Below are 19,720 nucleotides of genomic sequence, written 5' to 3' on the forward strand. Positions count from 1 at the left end.
CCGCCGGCCCACCCCCCGCTGGGCAACCCCAACAAACAAACCCCGTGGGGGCCACTAAAATAAAAAAAAACCTTGGGGGGGGGCCCGGGGGGGGGGCGGGGGGCCCGCCCCTCTTCGTCGCACGGGCGCTGCCGCGGGTGTCAGGCCGTGATGTGCAGGGCGTGCGTGCCGTCCTCGGCGGTCACCACGCGCACCTGCGTCAGGTCGCGGACCAGCGCGGTCGGCTCGTGCTCGCCCGCGCGCGGGCCGATGCCCAGAACCCGCATACCGGCCGCCCGGCCCGCCGCGATGCCCGCGCCCGAGTCCTCGAAGACGATGCATTCGGAGGCTTCGAAGCCCAGCTCGGCGGCGCCCTTCAGGAAGCCCTCCGGGTCCGGCTTGCTCGCGGAGACCAGCTCGGCGGTGACCCGTACCAGCGGCATCGGCAGCGCGGCGGCCGTCATCCGGGCCTGCGCCAGCTTCTCGTCCGCCGAGGTGACCAGGGCGTGCGGCAGGTCCGCGATGGCCGCCATGAACGCGGGCGCGCCGGGCACCGGGACGACGCCGTCGGTGTCGGCGGTCTCCTTGGCGAGCATCACGCGGTTGTCGGCGTGGTTCTGCTCCATCGGGCGGTCCGGGAGGAGGGCCGCCATGGTCGCGTAGCCCTGCCGGCCGTGCACCACCTTGAGGGCCTCGTCCGGGTCCAGCCCCTGGGCGAGGGCCCACTCACGCCAGCAGCGCTCGACCACCGCGTCGGAGTTGACGAGGGTGCCGTCCATGTCGAGCAGGAGTGCCTTGAAGGGCAGGACGGTGGTGGTGGGGGTGGCGGCGGCCGGCATGCGGACTCCAGGGCGCTGATAGAGGGCGCGGGAAAGAAACAAGCGGTTCCGTCCACCGGTCAGGGTATGCGGACGGAACCACTTTGTTCTTGCACGATACAAAACAAGTGGGGGTTCGCGCCACCCGGCCCCCGGGCGGCCGGTGCCGGGCGGCTACGGCTCCCTGGTCCTGGCCTCCAGTGCGGCGCGCGTCGCCGGGCCGTACACGCCCTCGGGGTCCTCCTCGATCGACATGTACGACTGGAACCGGGCGACCGCGTCGGTCACGCGGGAGGTGTAGCGGCCGTTGATCGGGCCGCTGTACATCCACTCCTGGTACAGCCGGTCCTGGAGCTCCATCACCTCGGGGCCGCTGGAGCCCTGCGCGAGCGAGCCCGGCGGCAGGGTGTTCGCCGGCGGCTTCGGGGTGGTCTGCCGGGGCGACGGGGTGGTGGCGGTGGGGGTCGGGCGCGGCGAGGGGGTCGTGACCGGCGACCGGGTCGGGGTCGCGGAGCGGGTGGTGCGCGACGGGGTCGGCCGGGTGGTGGCGCGGGTCGCGGTCGGCGAGGGCGAGGTGGCGGTGGGGGAGGGGCTGCTGCTCGCGGGGGCCGACTCGGTGACCAGGGCGGGGGCGGACGAGGTGGTCGCGGGGAGGGCGAGGGGCTCCTCGGGTGCGCTGTCGAAGGCCCCGGTGGCGAAGGCGGCACCGGCCACCACGACCACGGCCGCCGCGGCGGCGAGGAGGACGGTACGGGTGCGGCGGGGCGCGGGCGCGTCGCCGTGTCCCGCCGGGCCGCCGCCGGGTGGGCCCGCGACGAACGTGTCGTCGGTGGTGCGCGCGCCGTAGGGGGCCGCCGCGGTGGGGACCGGCCGCAGGGGCATGGTCCGGGCGGCGGGGTGCTCGGCCGGCGCCGCGGGGCGGGTGTCGTCCTGCGGTGGGGCCGCGTTCCCGGGGCCCTGCTCCTCGAAGGCCGGAGGCACCGGAGCCGGGCCCTCCTCCTCGGGGCGTGCCAGGTTCACGTACGGGCGGATGCGCAGCGGATTGAAGTCCTCCGCGTGTGCCATCTCCGCCGTGCGGTCCGCGTGGTGCGCTTCCGCCGCGCGGCGGGCGCAGTCACAGGCAGGTGCGCCGGGACCGGGTCTGGTTCCGTCCGGCGCTGCCCGTTCTGTGCCGCATTCGGGACATAGGTGTCCGTTTTCCATGGGGTCCCCTCCCTTGAACTGCCAGCGATTATGCAGAACCGGTGGAGAGACCCCCACAGGCAGGGCGGTTCGGGGAAGGACACACCAGGACAGGGGAAGTACACACCAGCACAGAGGGGAAGGACACACCGGTACAGCGCGGATCAGCGCGGCGGGTGCGGTGCGGACGAGGAGGGCGGCGGCCCGTCTACCCGGCGCTCCCGACCTCGGTCAGGTCCTTCGAGAACCAGTGCTCGGCGTACCGGTCCGCGTTGTGCGCCGGGCCCTCGACGTAGCCGTGCCGGGCGTACAGGGCGCGCGCCTCCACCAGATCGTTGCGGGTGTCGAGGCGGATACGACGGATGCCGTAGTCGCGCGCCGTCTCCTCGATCGCCTTCAGCAGGAGCCCGCCGCCGCCCGTGCCGCGTACCTCCGGGCGTACGAACACCCTTGTCAGCTCCGCGAGTCCGGGGCCCACCACGACCAGTCCCGCGCACGCGGCCGGCTTGCCCGCAAAGCGGCCGACGACGAACGCGCCGGTCGGTGCGACCAGCAGTTCCGTGCCGTCGTCGGTCAGGCCCTCGTCGATCTCCCGCTCGGTCGCCGGGCGCTTCCAGTAGCGGCTGGCCACCTCGTCGTAGTAGTCGCGGCGCAGGGTCGTCGCGTCGGGGGTGTCGGGCCGTTCGATGCCGATGATCCAGGTCATGACGACTCTGTACCGGATGTGACGACCGTTTGCCCACCGGATTACGGGCTACCCGGTGGGCGAGAGGCTCCTTGTGGGCCCGACTTCTCCGTAGCGGCCGCACATGTCGCTGTAGCGGTCCCGAGTAACGGAAAGGCAGAGCATGTCCACAGTGCTGATCATTGTGCTGGTCGTGGTGGTCGTGATCGCCGTCGCGGCGGCTGTCGTCTTCCTCGGTTCCGGCCGGGGCCGCGTGGGCGGCAGGAACCTGAAGCACCGGTTCGGGCCCGAGTACGAACGGGTGGTGGACCGGCACGGTGGCGACACCGGGGCCGCCGAGCGCGAACTCGCGGAACGGGTGAAGCGGCACGGCGACTTCCGGCAGCGCGCGCTGCCGCCGGAGCGCCACGAGCAGTACGTCGCCCAATGGGCGGGCGTGCAGGAGCAGTTCGTGGACTCTCCGCAGAAGGCGGTCGCGGAGGCCGACCGGCTGCTGGCCGCGCTCGCCGCCGAACGCGGCTACCCGCAGACCGAGGGCGAGCAGCTGGACGCCCTGTCCGTGCACCACGCCACCCATGTCGAGGGCCTGCGCCGGGTACGGCGCGCGGCGCGGGGCGAGGGCGGTACGGAGCAGATGCGGGAGGCTCTCGTCGAGGCCAGGGCCCTGTTCGAGGCGCTGGTCACCGATCGCGGTACCGGCCGTGAGGAGCGCGCCGGGGCCCGTGGGACGCACGCCCACGAGGGCGGGCAGCACCCGGACGCACCCGGGGACGAGCACGGTTCGCACCGGCCGCGCCTGCTGGGGCGGCACGCCAAGGGGAGTGGAGTCTGAGATGAGCGACGAGGCCGGATACGACAGTCAGGGACGCGCCGGGGACGTCGGGCCGCACCGGGCCCCCGCCCCTTCGGAGCGCGGCGCGCACGCCGAGCCGGACGCGCTGCACGACCCGGTGCGGGCCGAACGGAGCCGCACGGCAAGGGACTTCGGGGTGAGCGGGGCGGGCGCCTCCGACGAGGTCGGACCGCTGCGCAGGCCGCAGGGCGCCCCGGAGCGGAGCGTCCCCGGACCCCGGGCAAGCGGCCCGCGCGGGAGCGACCCCCGGGCGGCCGGGGTGCCGGACGGCCGGACCGACGCGGAACTCTCCGAGGAACAGCGGGGCATCGGACGCGGCCCGGCGGCCGAGGGGGCCGTCCCCGCCGCACCGCCGCAGGCCGGTTCTCCGCAGCCCGGGGCCACCCGCCCCGGGACCGCGCACACCGCCGGGGCGGAATCGGCGGCCGGCTCCGTCGCGCTGCTGCCGCACGGTGAGCGCGACAAGCTGGGGCTGCGGCTCCAGCAGGCCGTCAACCGGTTCGTCGACGAGCCGCGCCGCGCCGTCGAGGAGGCCGACCACGTACTGGAGGAGGCCGTGCGGCACGTGGCCGACACCCTTGCCGGACAGCGCCGTTCGCTCCGCGCCGCCTGGGAGGACAGCGACCGGCAGGCGGAGACGGAGGAACTGCGGATCGCCCTGCGCCAGTACCGCGAGGTGACCGAGCGACTGCTTCAGCTGTGACCCGTCCGGTACGGGGCGCGCGGTCGGCCCCGGTACCGCGTAACGGCGGGCGAAAGGGCCCTTCGGGCGGATCGGGCCGGACCCGCGAGGTCCGGTCCGGTCAGCCCGCGAGGTCCTGACCGGCCTTCGGGGCGGCCTGCTGGACCACCTCGAAGGACCACACCGTGGAGTCGGAGGCGGCGGGCCTGGGACGCTCGCCGCCCTCCGCGCTGCCCGGACCCTGCGCGCCCTGCTGGTGGGCCGCCTTCATCGGGCCCTCCATCCACGCCTTGAAGGACTCCTCGTCGCGCCAGCGCGTGTAGACGAGGTACTTGTCGGTGCCCTCGACGGGGCGCAGCAGCTCGAACCACTCGAAGCCGTCGGAGTTCTCCACGGACCCGGCCCGCGACGAGAACCGCTTCTCCAGGACTTCCCGCTGCTCGGCGGGCACGCTCAGTGCGTTGATCTTCACGATGCTCATGCTGTCCATCCTGCCGCACGGCACCGACAACCCTCCGTGCGCCTCCGGGCGGGCGGGGTGCCGCGGGCTCCAGGGGCGTTGTCAGTGGCGGCCGTTACTGTCGGCAGTCCAGGGATCTTGGGGGAGCCGGAGATCATGGCGCGAGCCGGATCTTGGCGTGAGCCGGGTCTTGGCGTGAGAGGGACGAGAGGCGGGTCATGCGCGAGGCGGTCGTGACGTCCGGCGGGGACCGGATGCGATGGGTGGAGCTGCCGGGCGAGGAGCCGTGCCGGGTGTACGTGCACGGGCTCGGCGGGGTGTCCGGGATGTTCGTGGAGGCGGCGTCCCACCCGCTGCTGACAGGGCGGCGGTCCCTGCTGGTGGACCTGCTCGGGTTCGGGGTCAGCGACCGGCCGCTGGACTTCGACTACAGCCTGGAGTCCCACGCCGGGGCGCTGGCCGGGCTGCTGCGGGCGGCGGACGTGAGGGGCGCCGAGGTGATCGCGCACAGCATGGGCGGCGCGGTGGCGCTGGTACTGGCCGAGCGGTACCCGGACCTGGTGTCCCGGCTGGTGCTGGTGGACGCCAACCTCGACCCGATCACCCCGGCGAAGGGCGCCCCGGGCAGCGGCGGCATCGCCGGGTACGGCAGCGAGGCCGAGTTCCTGGCCACCGGCTGGGACTCGCTGCGCGCGACCGTCGGGGAGACCTGGTGGTCGACGATGAAGACGGGCGGCCCCGAGGCGCTCTACCGCAGCGCGGTGGGACTGACCCGGGGGAGCGAACCCGTGATGCGGGACCTGCTGCGCGACCTGCGGATCCCGCGCACGTACCTGGTGCCGGAGGGCGACCCGTACTTCCGGGGCGGTGACGCGCTGGTGGCCGCCGGGGTGGGTGTCGTGGCGGTCTCCGACTGCGGGCACAACATCATGCTGGACAACGTGGACGGCTTCGCGCGGGCGACCGCCGACGCGCTGGAGAAGTAGGGGGAGAGACATGGAGGGGGCCGAGGAGATCCGGCGGTTCGCCGCGCGGTGGACGGCGCACGCGGGTGCGGACGGGGGCGCGGGCCGGGCGGGAGCCGGTCCCGCGGGACCTCGCGGCGGGGGTGCGGGAGGTGACTTCGTCCGTTCGCCCGCCGGGCTGTGGCTCGCGATGGGGGTCGTCGCGTCCGGGGCGAGGGGCGAAACCGCGGAGGAGATACGGGCGTTGCTCGGTGTCGCCGGGGACGACGCCGCCAAGGCCGTGGCTGCGGCGACCCGCGCCCTGGGCGGGACCGACGCTCTCGGCCTGGCCACCTGCGTGTGGAGCAGGGTGCCGGTGTACCGGGAGTTCCAGGAGGCGCTGCCGGGCGTCGCGGTGGGCCACCTCGATCCGGCCGCCGTCGACGCCTGGGTGCGGGACGCCACCGACGGCACGATCGAGCGGCTGCCGGTTCGGCTCGGCGACGACATCCTCCTCGCGGTCGTCAACGCCCTGGCGCTGAAAGCGCGTTGGGAGTCCCCCTTCCCTCCGCGGCGGACCGCCGACCGGGACTTCACCGATGCGTCGGGGGTACGCCACCGGGTGCCGACCATGCACAAGGGGGTGCCGCTCGCGGACGCCTGGGCGGTCGGCGCGGTCCGGGTGGTGGAGCTGCGCTGCCGGGCGGAGCACGGCGCGGGTGCCCTGCCGGAGGCTCCGGGCCAGGGGGCCGGGGTTCCGGCTCGGGAGGGGGCCGGGGGGCCCGCCCGGGTGCGGTTCCTGCTCGGGCCCGAGGGCGCGGGCCCCGACGGCGTACTGCCCGCCGGGTGGGGGCCGGCCGGGGAGCGGACCCGACTGGACACGGACCTGGTGGAGATCGCGCTGCCGCGGCTGTCGCTGCGTACCACCGTCGAAGTGACCGACGAGCTGCCCGGCTGGGGGATCCACCGGGCGACCTCGGACCTCGCGGACTTCTCCGGGATGTCACCGGAACCGCTCGCCGTCTCGCGGGTGGTGCAGGAGGCGGTGCTCAAGGTCGCCGAGGAGGGAGTGGAGGCCGCCGCCGTGAGCGCGGTCATGATGGCGCCGGGCAGCGCGCCACCGCCGCCGAGGCGTACCGAGACGATCCGTTTCGACCGGCCCTTCGGGATCGTCGTGCTCGACGCCTCCGGTGAGGTGCCGCTCTTTATTGCGTGGCAGGAGGGGGCGCCGGGCGAGTAGAACGGAGGCCCGAGTGCGGGCGGAGGGCGGTACGCAGTCGTCCGGGTGTTCGCCCGCACAAGGGCGGCTGTGTCGGCGCGGGCGTTCGCGCGCCCGGGGCTGCCGTACGTACGCGCACGGCAGCAGCATCCGGGGTCCCGTTCACCCACCGTGTCTCCGTGCCCGTACGTACGACCCCCTCACCACACGGGGGGAGGGGGTCGTTCGTACGTGGACGGGACGGGACGAGGGCGGGCCGGAGCCGCGGGACCGTGCCGTGCCGGGCCTACGCGGTGGCGTTCTGCTCGCGGCGCAGGGCGCGGGCCTCTTCCTCGGTCTCCACCGACGGCGGCGAGCCCGGCAGCGGGCGGCGGGCGCTCTCGGTCATGAAGAACACCGCGATACCGCCGATGACGGCCGCGCCCATCATGTAGTACGCGGGCATCATCAGGTTGCCGGTCGCCCCGATCAGGGCGGTCACCACCAGCGGCGTCGTACCGCCGAACACCGACACGGAGATGTTGAAGCCGATGGACAGCGAGCCGTAGCGCACCTTCGTCGGGAACAGCGCCGGCAGTGTCGAGGGCATCGACGCGGTGAAGCAGACCAGCAGCAGACCGAGGGCGGCCATGCCCAGACCGATCGCGAGCAGGCTGCCCTGGCGGATCAGCAGCAGGGCCGGGGCCGACAGCAGGAAGAAGCCCGCGCAGCCCGCGGCGATCACCGGGCGGCGGCCGAAGCGGTCGCTGGCGCGGCCCGCGAACGGCTGGACGCACATCATCAGCGCCATCACGCACAGCACGACGAGCAGGCCGTGGGTGGCGTCGTACTTCAGCTGCTCGGTCAGGTAGGTCGGCATGTACGACAGCAGCATGTAGTCGGTGACGTTGAAGACCAGCACCAGGCCGATGCACAGGACCATGGCCCGCCACTGGCCGACCACCATCTCCTTGACGGAGACCTTCTTCTGTTCCTTCTGCTTGTCCCGGGACTCCTTCTCCAGCGCGGCGAAGGCCGGGGTCTCCTCAAGACGCAGGCGCAGGTAGAGGCCGATGATGCCCATCGGGCCCGCGATCAGGAACGGAATGCGCCAGCCCCAGGAGACCAGGTCGTCCGGGCTGAGCAGTGCCGTCATCAGGGTGACCAGGCCGGCGCCGCCGATGTAACCGGCGAGCGTGCCGAACTCCAGCCAGCTGCCGAGGAAGCCGCGCTTCTTGTCCGGGGCGTACTCGGCGATGAACGTCGAGGCGCCGCCGTACTCGCCACCGGTCGAGAAGCCCTGCACCAGGCGGGCCGTGAACAGCAGGATCGGCGCCCAGATGCCGATCGTGGCGAACGAGGGGATCAGCCCGATGGCGAAGGTGCCCGCCGCCATCATGATCATGGTGAGGGCGAGGACCTTCTGACGGCCGATGCGGTCGCCGAGGGGGCCGAAGACCATTCCGCCGATGGGCCTGACCAGGAACGCCGCGGCGAACGCGCCGAACGTCGACAGCAGCTGCGCGGTCGGGTTGCCGCTGGGGAAGAACACCTTGCCGAGGGTGACCGCGATGTAGCTGTAGACGCCGAAGTCGAACCACTCCATGGCGTTGCCGAGGGCGGCGGCCTTCACGGCCCGCTTCACCATGGCCGGGTCGGTCACGGTGACGGGGGTGCCGGAGGCGGCGCGGTGGCCGGCGGGGGTGCCGGTGGAGGCGCTGCCTCCCCGGTCCTCGTCCGGCGACGTGGGCCTGGGTGCGACGGGTGTGGGCGTCGGCACGAGTTCGTCTCGCCTGCACTTTCTGGTGTGGACGGCAGCCTCTGCCCGGAACGACTGCGGGGGCAAAGACAGGGGCCGCCCCGCACAACGGGACGACCCGAACCGACCATAGACATTTAGGTGCTCTTTGCACACAGTGCGGGGATGATCACCCGTCAGTGCCGAATGCGCCTCCTGCCTGGGCGAACGGGCTGCCGAGTGCCCGATTTCGGGACGGCTCGATGTGATTCAAATCGCACCGAATTACTGGAAATTCATCGAAATCGGTGGAACTCGGCCGACTGCCCCGCACTCGCTCCGCCCGCCTACCCGGTCAGCCCCTGCTGACGCGCAATTCCTTGATCCCGTTCAGCCAGGCCGAACGGAGCCGCCGCGGATCACCGGTCAGCCGCAGGTCGGGCAGCGCGTCCGCGATGGCGTTGAAGATCAGGTTGATCTCCAGCACCGCGAGGGACTTGCCCAGGCAGAAGTGCGGGCCGCCGCCGCCGAAGCCCAGGTGCGGATTGGGGTCGCGGGTGATGTCGAACTTCTCCGGCTCGGTGAAGACCTCCGGGTCGTGGTTGGCGGACGAGTAGAACAGCCCCACCCGGTCGCCCTTCCTGATCCGCTGCCCGCCCAGCTCGACGTCCTGGGTCGCGGTCCGCTGGAAGGACACCACGGGGGTCGCCCAGCGGACTATCTCCTCGGCGGCCGTCGCGGGCCGCTCCCGCTTGTAGAGCTCCCACTGCTCGGGGTGGGTGAGGAAGGCGTGCATGCCGTGGCTGATGGCGTTGCGAGTGGTCTCGTTGCCCGCCACCGCCAGGATGATCACGAAGAAGCCGAACTCGTCCGAGCCGAGGTTCCCCTCGTCCTCGGCCGCCACCAGCTGCGACACGATGTCCTTGGCCGGGCACTCCTTGCGGGCGGCGGCCAGGTTCATCGCGTACGAGACGATCTCCATGGCCGCCTCGGAGCCGACCTCCTCGGTGATGGCGTACTCCGGGTCGTCGTACGCCGCCATCTTGTTGGACCAGTCGAAGATCTTCGCCCGGTCCTCCTGCGGTACGCCGATCAGCTCGGCGATGGCCTGGAGGGGCAGTTCCACGGCGATGTTGCTGACGAAGTCGAAGCTGCCGTCGCCCTTCTCCGCCTCGGCGAGCGCCGCGTCGACGATCCGGCGGGCCCGGTCGCGCAGGGCGTCCTCCAGGGAGCGGATGGCGCGCGGGGTGAAGCCGCGCTGCACGATCTGGCGGACCCGGGTGTGCTCCGGCGGGTCCATGTTCAGCATGATCAGCTTCTGGACCTCGATCTGGTCGCGGCTGATGGACTCGTTGAAGCGGATGACGGCGGTGTTGGTGTTGGAGGAGAAGAGTTCCGGGTGCGTCGAGACGTACTTGACGTCCTCGTGCCGGGTCACCACCCAGTAGCCCTCGTCCTGGAAGCCCGATATCCCGGGCGTCTGCGCGCACCACCACACCGGGGAGGTCTGCCGCATGGCGGCGAACTCGGGCAGCGGGACGCCGGCCTGGAGGACGTCGGGGTCGGTGAAGTCGAAACCCTCGGGGAGGACGGGACAGGACATCGGCAACTCCAGATCGTCTCGGTCGTGCCGGGTCTGACGGCTCACTAGTGCATTCCCTGACGGCCCATCAGAAGTTGACCGCAAGGTAGTAACGAGTTCTACAAGTGGCAAGACCCTTGCGCTGGCGGGCCGTTCTTCACGAGACTGGAGCAAGAACTAGAACGCGTACTAATTCTGGTGAGAACTCGGTATCTGGAACTCGGTGTCTGGTGAGAAGAGGACGAGCTCATGGCCGCGGAACCCGTCATCGTCGAAGCCGTACGAACGCCCATCGGCAAGCGGGGCGGGGCGCTCGCCAATCTCCATCCCGCCTACCTGCTCGGTGAGACGTACCGCGAACTCCTCGGCCGGACCGGAATCCCCGCGGACTGCGTCGAGCAGGTCGTCGGCGGTACGGTCACCCACGCCGGCGAGCAGTCGATGAACCCGGTGCGCAACGCATGGCTCGCCATGGGCCTCCCGTACGAGACCGCCGCGACCACCGTCGACTGCCAGTGCGGCTCCTCCCAGCAGGCGAACCACATGGTCGCGAACATGATCGCGGCCGGTGTCATCGACATCGGGATCGGCTGCGGCGTCGAGGCGATGAGCCGGGTGCCGCTCGGCAGCGGCTCCCGGCACGGGCCCGGCAAGCCCTTCCCGGACGAGTGGAACGTGGATCTGCCCAACCAGTTCGAGGCGGCCGAGCGGATCGCCAGGAACCGGGGGCTGACCCGTGAACGGGTCGACTCGCTGGGCCTGTTGTCGCAGGAGCGGGCCGCGACCGCGTGGGCCGAGGAGCGTTTCAAGCGCGAGACCTTCGCGGTGCAGGTGCCCACCAACGAGGACGAGCAGGCGGCCGGCCAGGGCATGTGGCGGCTCGTCGACCGCGACGAAGGGCTGCGCGACACGTCGATGGAGGCCCTGGCCGGGCTGAAGCCGGTGATGCCGACCGCCGTGCACACCGCGGGCAACTCCTCGCAGATATCCGACGGCGCGTCCGCCCTGATGTGGGCGTCGAAGCGGATGGCGCGGGCCCTGAAGCTGAAGCCGCGGGCCCGGATCGTCGCCCAGGCACTGGTCGGCTCCGACCCGCACTTCCATCTGGACGGGCCGATCGACGCGACGCGCGCGGTGCTCGGCAAGGCGGGCATGTCGCTCAAGGACATCGACCTGGTCGAGATCAACGAGGCCTTCGCCTCGGTGGTGCTGAGCTGGGGGCAGGTCTTCGAGCAGGACCTGGAGAAGGTCAATGTGAACGGAGGGGCCATCGCGCTGGGGCACCCGGTGGGCGCCACCGGGGCACGGCTGTTCACCACGGCGCTGCACGAACTGGAGCGCAGGGACAAGGAGTTCGCGCTGATCACGATGTGTGCGGGCGGGGCGCTGGCGACGGGGACGATCATTCAGAGGCTCTGAGGCTCTGAGGCTCTGAGGCTCTGGCTGGCTCTGGGCGGCTCTGGGGCTCTGACCGGCTTTGATCGGCTCTGAGCGGGGCCGGCGGCGGGGTTGCGGGGGTGCGGGGGCGGGCCGTGCCGGCGGTGCGGGGGTGGTGTTTACCGCACCTCAGAAGTGCGGTCAGCCGCATGGTGAGCGGGTGGCCCGCGAGCCTACTGTCGAGACATGAAGCAGACACGCACTGTAATCAACCCGCGGTGTTCGGCAGTGCGCCGGAGCACCGGCCTGCGGGCCACCGCACTGGCCGCCGCCACCGTCCTCGTCGCACTGGCCGCCGCACCGGCGACAGCGGCCGTCGCTCCGAGAACGGCCCCCGCCGCCTTACCCGCCGCACCCACGCCCGCGCACGGCGGACGGGGCACGCTGCTCTCCGTCACCCCGGTCGCCGCACTCGACCGCGACGCGGTGCTCGGGTTCGTGACCAAGGCCGGGATCAAGGCCGACCGGACCCTGGTGCGGCACGGCGTCGCGGCGTACCGGCTGATCTACCGCACCGTGACCCCGCAGGGCGCGCCGACCACCGCGAGCGGCCTGCTCGTCCTGCCGCGGGGCGGCGACCGGCGGCTGTCCCTCGTCTCCGACACCCACGGCACGATGGTCCACCGCGACTACGCGCCCTCGGTCGGCGAGGACTTCGGCAGGCTCTCCCCGTATCTGTACGCGAGCACGGGACGGGCGGTCGCGGCCCCCGACTACCTCGGCCTCGGCAAGGGATCCGGCCCGCACCCGTACATGGACACCGGGTCCTCGGTGACCGCGACCGTCGACATGCTGCGCGCCTCCGGCCGGGCGGCGGAGCGACTCGGCAGGAAGCTGACCGGCGACGTCTACGCCACCGGCTTCTCGCAGGGCGGGCAGGTCGCGATGGCCGTCGCCCGCGAACTGGCCGGCGGCAGGAGCGGCACACACCTCAGGCTCCGGGCGGCGGCCCCGGTCAGCGGACCGTACGACCTCGGCGACACGGAGATACCCGCGCTGTACGACGGCCGGGTCAACCCGGTCAGCGGGCTCTTCTACTCCGCCTACTTCCTCACCGCGCAGAACAAGCTGCACCCGCTCTACAAGAACCCCGCCGAGGTCTTCCGCAAGCCCTACGCCGACGTCGTGGAGCGGCTCTTCGACACCCGGCACACCGAGGAGGAGGTGGTCGCGAACCTTCCCGCCACACTCAAGGACCTGCTCACCCCCGCCTACTACGAGCGGCTGCGCCACCCCACGGGCACGCTCCGCGCGGTGATCGAGGCCAACGACGGCACCTGCGACTGGAAGCCCGAGGTGCCGCTTCGGCTCTACACCTCGGCCGGGGACACCGACGTCCCCATCGGCAACGCCCGCAGCTGCGCCGCCGACCTGGCCCGGCACGGAGTGAAGGCCCCGGTCGTCGACCAGGGGGAGGTCGACCACTTCGGGGCCTTCAAGAAGTCCGCACCGGAGATAGCCCGGTGGTTCGACGCACTGGGCTGAGGCCCGGCGCCGACCGTCTCCGGCTCAGTACCAGTTGTTGCTCTGCCAGAACTTCCAGGCGCCGCAGGGGCTGCCGTAGCGGGAGTTCATGTAGTCCAGACCCCACTTGATCTGGGTCTTGGGGTTCTCCTTCCAGTCCGCGCCCGCGGAGGACATCTTCGACGCGGGCAGCGCCTGGACCAGGCCGTAGGCGCCGGAGGAGGAGTTGGTGGCGTGGTGGTTCCAGCCCGACTCGTGGGCCACGATGTTGCTGAAGCACTGGAACTGGGCGGCCGGCATCATCTGGCGGGCCGTGTCCTTGGCGGACGCCGGGGCCGCGGCTGCCGGGGACGTCGTGCCGAGCACGGCACCCGCCGCGCCCAGCAGGACGGTGGCGCCGACGGCGACGGTGTTGCGGCGGGTGGCGAAGCGACCGGGAAGAGCGAACGACACGGGGAACCTAACGCAGGGGACAGGGGAGCCGCACAGGTCCGGGAGGACGAGGGGGAGGGGCGCCCCGGCGGAAAGCGGAAGCCGTCCGGCGCCCTGCGGCTCCACCAATAGAGCAGTCCGCCGGAGCCCCCGCAAACACCCCTCGTACTAGTGGGAGCGGTGGAGCAGGCCGAACGTCCCGAAACCGGCAAAACGGTTAAACCGGCAGGTCGGAACAGGTGCGGCCGGTCCGCCCGCAGCAGCGGAGGATCTACGAACCGGCCTAGTGGAGGACCAAAGTCCTATGGGCCGCTTCACAGCCCGGGACCCCTCTTCCGCACGGAGCGCGAGCGGAGCACTACGGCCGCGGCGGCGCTGTCGGCCGGAGCGCTACGGACGTGGCGGTGTTGTCGGACCGAGCGCTACGGACGTGGCGGCGTCGTCGGCTTCCCGGACAGCCGGGCCGTGTCCTCGAAGGCGACCGGGGCCTCGAAGGCCGCTCGCCGGGTGGCCCGGCGCAGCGCCTTCAGCAGGGCGGGGCCGGCCGTCAGCGTCAGGACGACCGTCAGGACGGCCCGGCCGAGGTCCCAGCCGACCGAGGTGGCCAGGCAGTACGCGAGGAAGCGGACGAGGTTCTCGTGCACCGGGTCGCCCGGCACGAAGGAGACACCGGTGGAGAGCCCACCGAGATAGGTCCAGCCCTGGAGGTTCATGACCGTGCCGTAGAAGAAGGCGGCGGCGGCCCCGTAGAGAGCGAGCATCGCCACTTCGGTCCGGCCGCGCAGCCGCTCCCAGCCGGGCAGCAGTCCGGCGCCCATCGTGAACCAGCCCATGGCCAGCATCTGGAACGGCATCCAGGGCCCCACCCCACCGGTCAGCAGAGCGGAGGCGAAGATCGTGACCGACCCGAGGACGAAACCGAAGCCGGGCCCCAGTACCCGCCCGCTCAGCACCATCAGGAAGAACATCGGCTCCAGGCCGGCCGTGCCCGCCCCGAGGGGACGAAGGGCGGCGCCCACCGCGGCCAGCACGCCCAGCATCGCTACGGCCTTGGCGTCCAGACCCGAGTCGGAGATCGTCGCCACCACCACCGCGACCAGCAGCGGCAGCAGCGCGGCGAACAGCCAGGGGGCGTCCTTGGAGTGGGCGAGCCCGGCGGCGGAGTCCGCGAGCAGCGGCCACCCGAAGGCGACCACCCCGACGAGACTGATCAGGACCAGCGCGGCGACGGACCGGGGCCCCAGCCGCACGGGACGGGCCGGGCCCCCGGGGTCCTGCGTCGGGCCCTTCACGCCGTGCCGCCGGACGGGGTTCCACCGGAGCGCGTGTCGCCGGGCCGCGTGTCACCGGGCCGTGCGGTTCCGGGGCGAGGGTCACCCGTGCGGGGGCCTTCGAGTGCCGCCGCCACCTGCGGCACCGTCAGCCACTCCTGCGGTGCCAGGATCTTCGCCACCTGAGGGGCGAAGGACGGGGAGGAGACCACCACCTGCGGTGTCGGACCGTCCGCGACGACCTCGCCGTCGGCGAGGATCACCACCCGGTGCGCCAGCTCGGCGGCCAGCTCCACGTCATGGGTGGCCAGCACGATCGCGTGTCCCTCCGCGGCCAGCGTGCGCAGCAGGCCGATCAGCCGGGCCTTGGCCGCGTAGTCCAGACCGCGGGTCGGCTCGTCCAGCAGGAGCAGCGGCGGCCTCCCGGTCAGCACCAGGGCCAGGGCCAGCGCCAGCCGCTGCCCCTCCGACAGGTCGCGCGGATGCGTCGAGTCCGGCACGTCCGGCAGCAGCGCGCTCACCAGCGCGCGGCAGGTGCCCGGTTCGGCGCCCGCGTCGTGGTCCGCCGCCGCGCACTCGGCGGCGACCGTGTCCGCGTACAGCAGGTCGCGTGGCTCCTGCGGGACCAGGCCCACCCGGCGGACCATCTCGCGCGGCGAGGTCTTCGCCGGGGTCCGCCCGCCGACCAGGACCCGGCCGGAGGTCGCCGGGTGGATGCCGACCAGGGCGTTCAGCAGGGTCGACTTCCCGGCCCCGTTGCGGCCCATGAGCGCGACCGTCTCGCCGGGGCGCACCGACAGGGTGACCTCGCGCAGTGCCTCGATGCGGCCGCGGCGCAGCACCAGGTGCTCGGTCTCGGCGACCGGTGCGGCGGCGGGCGGCGCGGTGAACGGGGCCGGGCGGCGGTCGGCGAGCTCGGCCCGCAGCGGGGCGGCCCTGCGCCGGGCGTCCCGTACCGACAGCGGCAGCGGCGACCAGCCGGCCAGCCGCCCCAGCCCCACCACCGGCGGGTGCACCGGCGACACCGCCATCACCTCGGCGGGCTCCCCCAGAACAGGGGCGAGCCCCGGACCCGGAAGGAGGACGACTTGATCCGCGTACTGCACCACCCGCTCCAGGCGGTGCTCGGCCATCAGGACGGTGGTGCCCAGATCGTGCACCAGCCGTTGCAGCACCGCCAGGACCTCCTCGGCGGCGGCCGGGTCCAGGGCGGACGTCGGCTCGTCCAGCACGAGGACCTTCGGGTGGCTGGTCAGCACGGACCCGATGGCCACGCGCTGCTGCTGGCCGCCGGAGAGGGTGGCGATCGGCCGGTCGCGCAGATCGGCGAGGCCGAGCAGGTCCAGGGTCTCCTCGACGCGGCGCCGCATCACGTCGGGGGCGATGCCGAGCGACTCCATGCCGTACGCCAGTTCGTCCTCGACGGTGTCGGTGACGAAGTGCGACAGCGGGTCCTGGCCCACGGTGCCGACCAGGTCCGCCAGTTCGCGCGGTTTGTGGGTGCGGGTGTCCCGGCCGTCGACGGTGACCCGGCCGCTCAGCACACCCCCGGTGAAGTGCGGCACCAGCCCCGACACCGCGCCCAGCAGGGTCGACTTGCCGACCCCGGACGGGCCGACCAGCAGCACCAGCTCACCCTCGGGGACGGTCAGATCGACGCCCTGGATCGCGGGCGCGGCAGCACCCTCGTACCGCACGGAGACGTTCTCGAACCGGATCACTTTTGCTTTCCTCTGACAGCGGGCGGTACGGAGGCGGCGGACGGCGGGGACAGGGCGGGCGGTACGGGGGCCACGACCGCGGGCAGCAGCCCCACCAGCACCGACAGCGCCGGCCACACCGGGAACTGCGGCGCCACCAGCGGCAGCACCCCCGGGTGCAGGGCCTGCGGGTCGTACGAGGCGGCCCAGATCATCGACGCGGCCACGACCGCCCCCGACCCGGCGACCAGCCAGGCCCGCACCCCCCACCGGTCCGGCCGGTACCGGGTGCGCACGCTGCGCTGCCCGCCGAGCCGCAGCCCGGCCATCGCGGCGGCCAGCCCGATCAGCAGCACCGGCAGGCCGTACCCGGCACCCTGCGCGGCGAGCAGCCCGTACGCCCCCGCGCACACCCCGAGCAGTCCGCCGAGGGTGAGCACCGTCGTCAGGTGCCGCACCCGGGGCGGGACCTGCGCGGTGCGCCCGTACCCCCGGGCGTCCATCGAAGCGGCCAGCGCCACCGACCTCTCCAGCGCACCCTCCAGCACCGGAAGCCCGATCTGGAGCAGCGCCCTCACCCCGCCGGTGGGCCGGCCGCGCAGCCGCCGGGCGGTCCGCAGCCGTACGACGTCGGAGACCATGTTCGGCGCGAAGGTCATCGCGACGACGACCGCCACCCCCGCCTCGTACAGGGCGCCGGGCAGCGACTTGAGCAGCCGGGCCGGGTTGGCCAGCGCGTTCGCCGCGCCCACGCAGATGAGCAGGGTGGCGAGCTTGAGGCCGTCGTACAGGGCGAAGACGAGCTGTTCCGCGGTGACCCGCCCGCCGAGCCGCACCCCCTGCGCCCAGTCCGGAAGCGGTACTTCCGGCAGGGTGAGGAGCACATGCTGTCCCGGGATCGGCGAGCCGAGGAAGACCGAGAACACCAGCCGGATCACCAGCACCATCAGGCCCAGCTTGACGAAGGCGCCGTACGACCGTGCCCACGGCGCGTCCGTGCGCCGGGCCGCGACCACGTACCCGGCGACGCCGACGATCAGCCCGAGCAGCAGCGGATTGGTGGTGCGGGAGGCGGCCGTGGCGAGTCCCAGTGCCCACAGCCACCAGGCCCCGGCGTGCAGCGCGTTGCTGCGGCTGGCGGCGGGGGCCCGCAGCGGACCGGCCGGCCCGCGGACCGGTCGGCCGGTGCCCCTGCCGGCCGGGTCGCGGCGGCCGGAGGGGGTGCTGCCCTCCGGCTTCGTCGCGCCGCTCATCCCCGACGGCGGCGGGCCTGCCACACGGCGGCGGCGCCCAGCGCCAGCACGGCGGCGAGTCCGACCAGGACACCGGCGGACGGGCCCGTGCCCCCGTCGTCCTGCGAGGCGGAGGCGGAAGGAGAGTCGGCGGTGGGAGCGGGCGCGGACGGCTCGGCGTTCTGCGAGGACGTTCCGCTCACCTGGTCGGCGCACCCGGTCCTGGGGTAGCCGGCGATGGCACAGAGCAGCGCCGCGTTGTTGTAGCGCAGCGGCCTGGCCACCTCCGCCAGCGCTTCGGCGGTCGTCGCGTCCTCGCCCACCCGGGCGCACACGCCGCGCGGTGCGGGCGGCGTCTCGCCGTCCGGGGCGTCCTGCGGCGTTCCGAAGTCCAGCACGAGGGCGAGGCGCTTGCTGCCCGGTTGGGCGGGGGTCTTGGCGCAGATCGCTTCGAAGCCCGCTTCCCCGCGCGGCTTGGCGGCGTCCTGCGAGTCCTGGCTCACGGCGAACCGGAATCCCTGGACCGCGCCGTCGGCCGGACGGGTGGTGGCGGCTCCCTGGGTCGCGTACGTCCAGGTGCCGCCGTCACGCTCCCAGAACGACCAGTAGCGGTAGCCGGAGCCCTGGTCCGCCGCCGCTGCGGCGCCCGCGGGCAGCAGCGCGCCCAGCCCCATCGCCACGGCGAGCAGCGGTGCGGCGCACTTCGCGCGGCGGGCCGCGGCGGTCCGGCTCACAGCTGCTGGTTCTTCTTGTTGCGGCCGCTGATCAGGAAGCCCGCGCCCATGCTCGCCACGAAGGCGACACCGACGACCCACCAGGTGGCGGAGGAGCCGCCCGTGTCGTCCTTCTTCGCCTCGTCCTTCTTCCCGGCGTCCTCCGCGGCCTGCTTCGCCTGCGGCGCGGGGCCGGTCGCGTTGAGCTGCTCGACGAGGTCGGTGCCGCCGAAGGAGCGCGGGTCCATGCCGGTGGCGTGCGCGGCGAAGACCAGCTGGGCCCAGGCGGCGGGACCGGTCTGCTTCGCCCAGGCCGCACCGTTGCGGGCCAGCCACTGGGCGGGCTTCGCGGCGGCGTCCCGGTGGCCCGCGGCGGCCAGCGCCACCGTGGCGTCCGCGGTGTTGCCGAAGTCGGGCTTGTCCTCGGCGCCCGGCATCGCCGACATCAGGTGCTGACCGTTCTTCGCGAGCAGCCGGGCGAGGTAGTCGGAGCCACCGTCCACGGCGGCCTCGGGGGAGGTCATGCCCGCCTCGCAGTCGGCCGCGGGCTTGAGCTCCTCGTTGGTCTTGGCCGGGGCGACGACCATCGTCTTCTGGGCCGCCGCGGTCACCACGGCGGCGGTCGCGTCGGCGTTCGGGAACTTCTTCCCCGCCTTGTCGGGCTGGAAGGCGAAGGCGCCCTGGTTCTCCGCCTTGCCCGCGCAGTCCGCCTGGAAGGCCAGCAGTGCGTCGAGCGACGACTTCCAGTCCTTGCCCATGGCGTCCTTGGGCCGCTCACCGGCCGCGACCAGGGCGCCCACCACGATCGAGGTGGAGTTGGCGTCGCTCGGCGTGCCGGGGGAGTAGGGCCAGCCGCCGTCCTTGTTCTGGACGGACTTCAGCCAGCCCACGGCCTTCTTCACCGTGGCGTCCTGCCCGCCGAGCGCCTTCAGCGCCTGTACGGCGGCGGCCGTCGCGTTGGTGTCGACCAGCACCTTCGCGTCGCAGGGCCTGCTCGCGTCGGCCCGGAAGGCGGGGAAGCCGCCGTTGTCGCACTGCTGGGCCACCAGCCAGTCGACCGCCTTCGTGGCCGGCTTCACTCCGACGGTCTGCTGGGCGAGCAGGGCGAGGGACTGCCGGAAGACACCGTCGTACGTCGGGTCGCTCTTGCCGTACAGCCCCGAGGGGATCGCCACCGGCGACGGGGCCGGCGCGGCGGAGGCGGCCGGAGCGGCCACCGCACCGAGAACGGCGGCTGCGGCGAGCGCTGCGGCGCTGCGGCGAAGGGTCATGTCGGTGGTGCCTCTCCTGAAGGGCGGCCGGGCACGGACCCCTTCGACAGGCACCGCGGCACCGGCCCCGTGTACCTCT

The 19,720-nt window shown here is 73.0% G+C and carries 18 protein-coding genes; 6 read left to right on the forward strand and 12 right to left on the reverse strand.

Going from position 1 to position 19,720, the window contains the following annotated elements:
• Positions 1–140: 140 nt before the first annotated feature.
• The 3 genes from ACFYVL_RS19390 to ACFYVL_RS19400 form a co-directional block, all read right to left on the reverse strand.
• The gene (locus tag ACFYVL_RS19390) at positions 141–818 is read right to left on the reverse strand and encodes an HAD-IA family hydrolase (RefSeq protein ID WP_389246261.1); all 678 of its coding nucleotides are present in this window, start codon (positions 816–818) and stop codon (positions 141–143) included.
• A gap of 153 nt (positions 819–971) precedes the next feature.
• A complete protein-coding gene (locus tag ACFYVL_RS19395) occupies positions 972–1,862 on the reverse strand; it encodes a peptidoglycan-binding protein (protein WP_389246263.1) in 891 nt (296 codons plus the stop codon).
• A gap of 325 nt (positions 1,863–2,187) precedes the next feature.
• Positions 2,188–2,685 (reverse strand): GNAT family N-acetyltransferase, encoded by a 498-nt coding sequence (locus tag ACFYVL_RS19400; protein WP_389246265.1) that lies wholly within the window; start codon positions 2,683–2,685, stop codon positions 2,188–2,190.
• Positions 2,686–2,827: 142 nt separating this feature from the next.
• On the opposite strand from ACFYVL_RS19400, the gene ACFYVL_RS19405 reads away from it, so the two are divergent.
• Positions 2,828–3,496: a hypothetical protein gene (locus ACFYVL_RS19405; protein WP_389246267.1), complete on the forward strand. Its 669-nt coding sequence runs from the start codon at positions 2,828–2,830 to the stop codon at positions 3,494–3,496.
• 1 nt (position 3,497) lies between these two features.
• Entirely contained in the window at positions 3,498–4,220 is a 723-nt protein-coding gene (locus ACFYVL_RS19410; protein WP_389246269.1) for a hypothetical protein, read from the forward strand.
• A gap of 100 nt (positions 4,221–4,320) precedes the next feature.
• Here the strand turns inward: ACFYVL_RS19410 and ACFYVL_RS19415 are convergent, their stop codons facing one another.
• The gene (locus ACFYVL_RS19415; protein WP_389246271.1) at positions 4,321–4,680 is read right to left on the reverse strand and encodes an antibiotic biosynthesis monooxygenase family protein; all 360 of its coding nucleotides are present in this window, start codon (positions 4,678–4,680) and stop codon (positions 4,321–4,323) included.
• A gap of 197 nt (positions 4,681–4,877) precedes the next feature.
• Between ACFYVL_RS19415 and ACFYVL_RS19420 the strand changes: the two genes are divergently transcribed.
• Both ACFYVL_RS19420 and ACFYVL_RS19425 read left to right on the forward strand, forming a co-directional pair.
• A complete protein-coding gene (locus ACFYVL_RS19420; RefSeq protein ID WP_389246273.1) occupies positions 4,878–5,645 on the forward strand; it encodes an alpha/beta fold hydrolase in 768 nt (255 codons plus the stop codon).
• A gap of 10 nt (positions 5,646–5,655) precedes the next feature.
• A complete protein-coding gene (locus tag ACFYVL_RS19425) occupies positions 5,656–6,843 on the forward strand; it encodes a serpin family protein (RefSeq protein WP_389246275.1) in 1,188 nt (395 codons plus the stop codon).
• Positions 6,844–7,108: 265 nt separating this feature from the next.
• Here the strand turns inward: ACFYVL_RS19425 and proP are convergent, their stop codons facing one another.
• Entirely contained in the window at positions 7,109–8,581 is a 1,473-nt protein-coding gene (proP, locus tag ACFYVL_RS19430; RefSeq protein WP_389246277.1) for a glycine betaine/L-proline transporter ProP, read from the reverse strand.
• 313 nt (positions 8,582–8,894) lie between these two features.
• Positions 8,895–10,142, reverse strand: coding sequence for a cytochrome P450 (locus ACFYVL_RS19435; RefSeq protein ID WP_389246576.1), 1,248 nt, complete (start codon positions 10,140–10,142; stop codon positions 8,895–8,897).
• A gap of 228 nt (positions 10,143–10,370) precedes the next feature.
• Between ACFYVL_RS19435 and ACFYVL_RS19440 the strand changes: the two genes are divergently transcribed.
• Positions 10,371–11,540: a steroid 3-ketoacyl-CoA thiolase gene (locus ACFYVL_RS19440; protein ID WP_389246279.1), complete on the forward strand. Its 1,170-nt coding sequence runs from the start codon at positions 10,371–10,373 to the stop codon at positions 11,538–11,540.
• A gap of 204 nt (positions 11,541–11,744) precedes the next feature.
• A complete protein-coding gene (locus tag ACFYVL_RS19445; RefSeq protein WP_389246281.1) occupies positions 11,745–13,043 on the forward strand; it encodes an alpha/beta hydrolase in 1,299 nt (432 codons plus the stop codon).
• Positions 13,044–13,067: 24 nt separating this feature from the next.
• Here the strand turns inward: ACFYVL_RS19445 and ACFYVL_RS19450 are convergent, their stop codons facing one another.
• The 6 genes from ACFYVL_RS19450 to ACFYVL_RS19475 form a co-directional block, all read right to left on the reverse strand.
• Positions 13,068–13,475 (reverse strand): transglycosylase SLT domain-containing protein, encoded by a 408-nt coding sequence (locus ACFYVL_RS19450; RefSeq protein ID WP_389246283.1) that lies wholly within the window; start codon positions 13,473–13,475, stop codon positions 13,068–13,070.
• 401 nt (positions 13,476–13,876) lie between these two features.
• A complete protein-coding gene (locus tag ACFYVL_RS19455) occupies positions 13,877–14,746 on the reverse strand; it encodes an ECF transporter S component (protein ID WP_389246285.1) in 870 nt (289 codons plus the stop codon).
• Positions 14,743–16,446, reverse strand: a complete 1,704-nt coding sequence (locus ACFYVL_RS19460) for an ABC transporter ATP-binding protein (protein ID WP_389246287.1) — start codon at positions 16,444–16,446, stop codon at positions 14,743–14,745. The genes ACFYVL_RS19455 and ACFYVL_RS19460 overlap by 4 nt, the downstream gene beginning before the upstream one ends.
• The gene (locus ACFYVL_RS19465; RefSeq protein ID WP_389246289.1) at positions 16,443–17,678 is read right to left on the reverse strand and encodes an energy-coupling factor transporter transmembrane component T; all 1,236 of its coding nucleotides are present in this window, start codon (positions 17,676–17,678) and stop codon (positions 16,443–16,445) included. The genes ACFYVL_RS19460 and ACFYVL_RS19465 overlap by 4 nt, the downstream gene beginning before the upstream one ends.
• Positions 17,675–18,331 carry an SCO2322 family protein gene (locus ACFYVL_RS19470; protein ID WP_389246578.1) on the reverse strand — a complete coding sequence of 219 codons (657 nt, stop codon included), beginning with the start codon at positions 18,329–18,331 and terminating at the stop codon, positions 17,675–17,677. The genes ACFYVL_RS19465 and ACFYVL_RS19470 overlap by 4 nt, the downstream gene beginning before the upstream one ends.
• Positions 18,332–18,387: 56 nt before the next feature.
• Positions 18,388–19,641, reverse strand: a complete 1,254-nt coding sequence (locus ACFYVL_RS19475; RefSeq protein ID WP_389246290.1) for a prenyltransferase/squalene oxidase repeat-containing protein — start codon at positions 19,639–19,641, stop codon at positions 18,388–18,390.
• Between the last annotated feature and the right edge of the window lie 79 nt (positions 19,642–19,720).

Origin of the sequence: Streptomyces sp. NPDC004111 (genome assembly GCF_042874215.1) — a bacterium.
Taxonomy (GTDB): domain Bacteria; phylum Actinomycetota; class Actinomycetes; order Streptomycetales; family Streptomycetaceae; genus Streptomyces.

What these genes read in the sequence shown, in the direction of transcription:
- ACFYVL_RS19400 (WP_389246265.1), bottom strand. Translation starts at nt 2,685, where the DNA reads ATGACCTGGATCATCGGCATCGAACGGCCCGACACCCCCGACGCGACG.
- ACFYVL_RS19410 (WP_389246269.1), top strand. Translation starts at nt 3,498, where the DNA reads ATGAGCGACGAGGCCGGATACGACAGTCAGGGACGCGCCGGGGACGTC.
- ACFYVL_RS19445 (WP_389246281.1), top strand. Translation starts at nt 11,745, where the DNA reads ATGAAGCAGACACGCACTGTAATCAACCCGCGGTGTTCGGCAGTGCGC.
- ACFYVL_RS19415 (WP_389246271.1), bottom strand. Translation starts at nt 4,680, where the DNA reads ATGAGCATCGTGAAGATCAACGCACTGAGCGTGCCCGCCGAGCAGCGG.
- ACFYVL_RS19390 (WP_389246261.1), bottom strand. Translation starts at nt 818, where the DNA reads ATGCCGGCCGCCGCCACCCCCACCACCACCGTCCTGCCCTTCAAGGCA.
- ACFYVL_RS19475 (WP_389246290.1), bottom strand. Translation starts at nt 19,641, where the DNA reads ATGACCCTTCGCCGCAGCGCCGCAGCGCTCGCCGCAGCCGCCGTTCTC.
- ACFYVL_RS19435 (WP_389246576.1), bottom strand. Translation starts at nt 10,142, where the DNA reads ATGTCCTGTCCCGTCCTCCCCGAGGGTTTCGACTTCACCGACCCCGAC.
- ACFYVL_RS19420 (WP_389246273.1), top strand. Translation starts at nt 4,878, where the DNA reads ATGCGCGAGGCGGTCGTGACGTCCGGCGGGGACCGGATGCGATGGGTG.
- ACFYVL_RS19470 (WP_389246578.1), bottom strand. Translation starts at nt 18,331, where the DNA reads ATGGGGCTGGGCGCGCTGCTGCCCGCGGGCGCCGCAGCGGCGGCGGAC.
- ACFYVL_RS19405 (WP_389246267.1), top strand. Translation starts at nt 2,828, where the DNA reads ATGTCCACAGTGCTGATCATTGTGCTGGTCGTGGTGGTCGTGATCGCC.
- ACFYVL_RS19465 (WP_389246289.1), bottom strand. Translation starts at nt 17,678, where the DNA reads ATGAGCGGCGCGACGAAGCCGGAGGGCAGCACCCCCTCCGGCCGCCGC.
- ACFYVL_RS19440 (WP_389246279.1), top strand. Translation starts at nt 10,371, where the DNA reads ATGGCCGCGGAACCCGTCATCGTCGAAGCCGTACGAACGCCCATCGGC.
- ACFYVL_RS19425 (WP_389246275.1), top strand. Translation starts at nt 5,656, where the DNA reads ATGGAGGGGGCCGAGGAGATCCGGCGGTTCGCCGCGCGGTGGACGGCG.
- ACFYVL_RS19395 (WP_389246263.1), bottom strand. Translation starts at nt 1,862, where the DNA reads ATGGCACACGCGGAGGACTTCAATCCGCTGCGCATCCGCCCGTACGTG.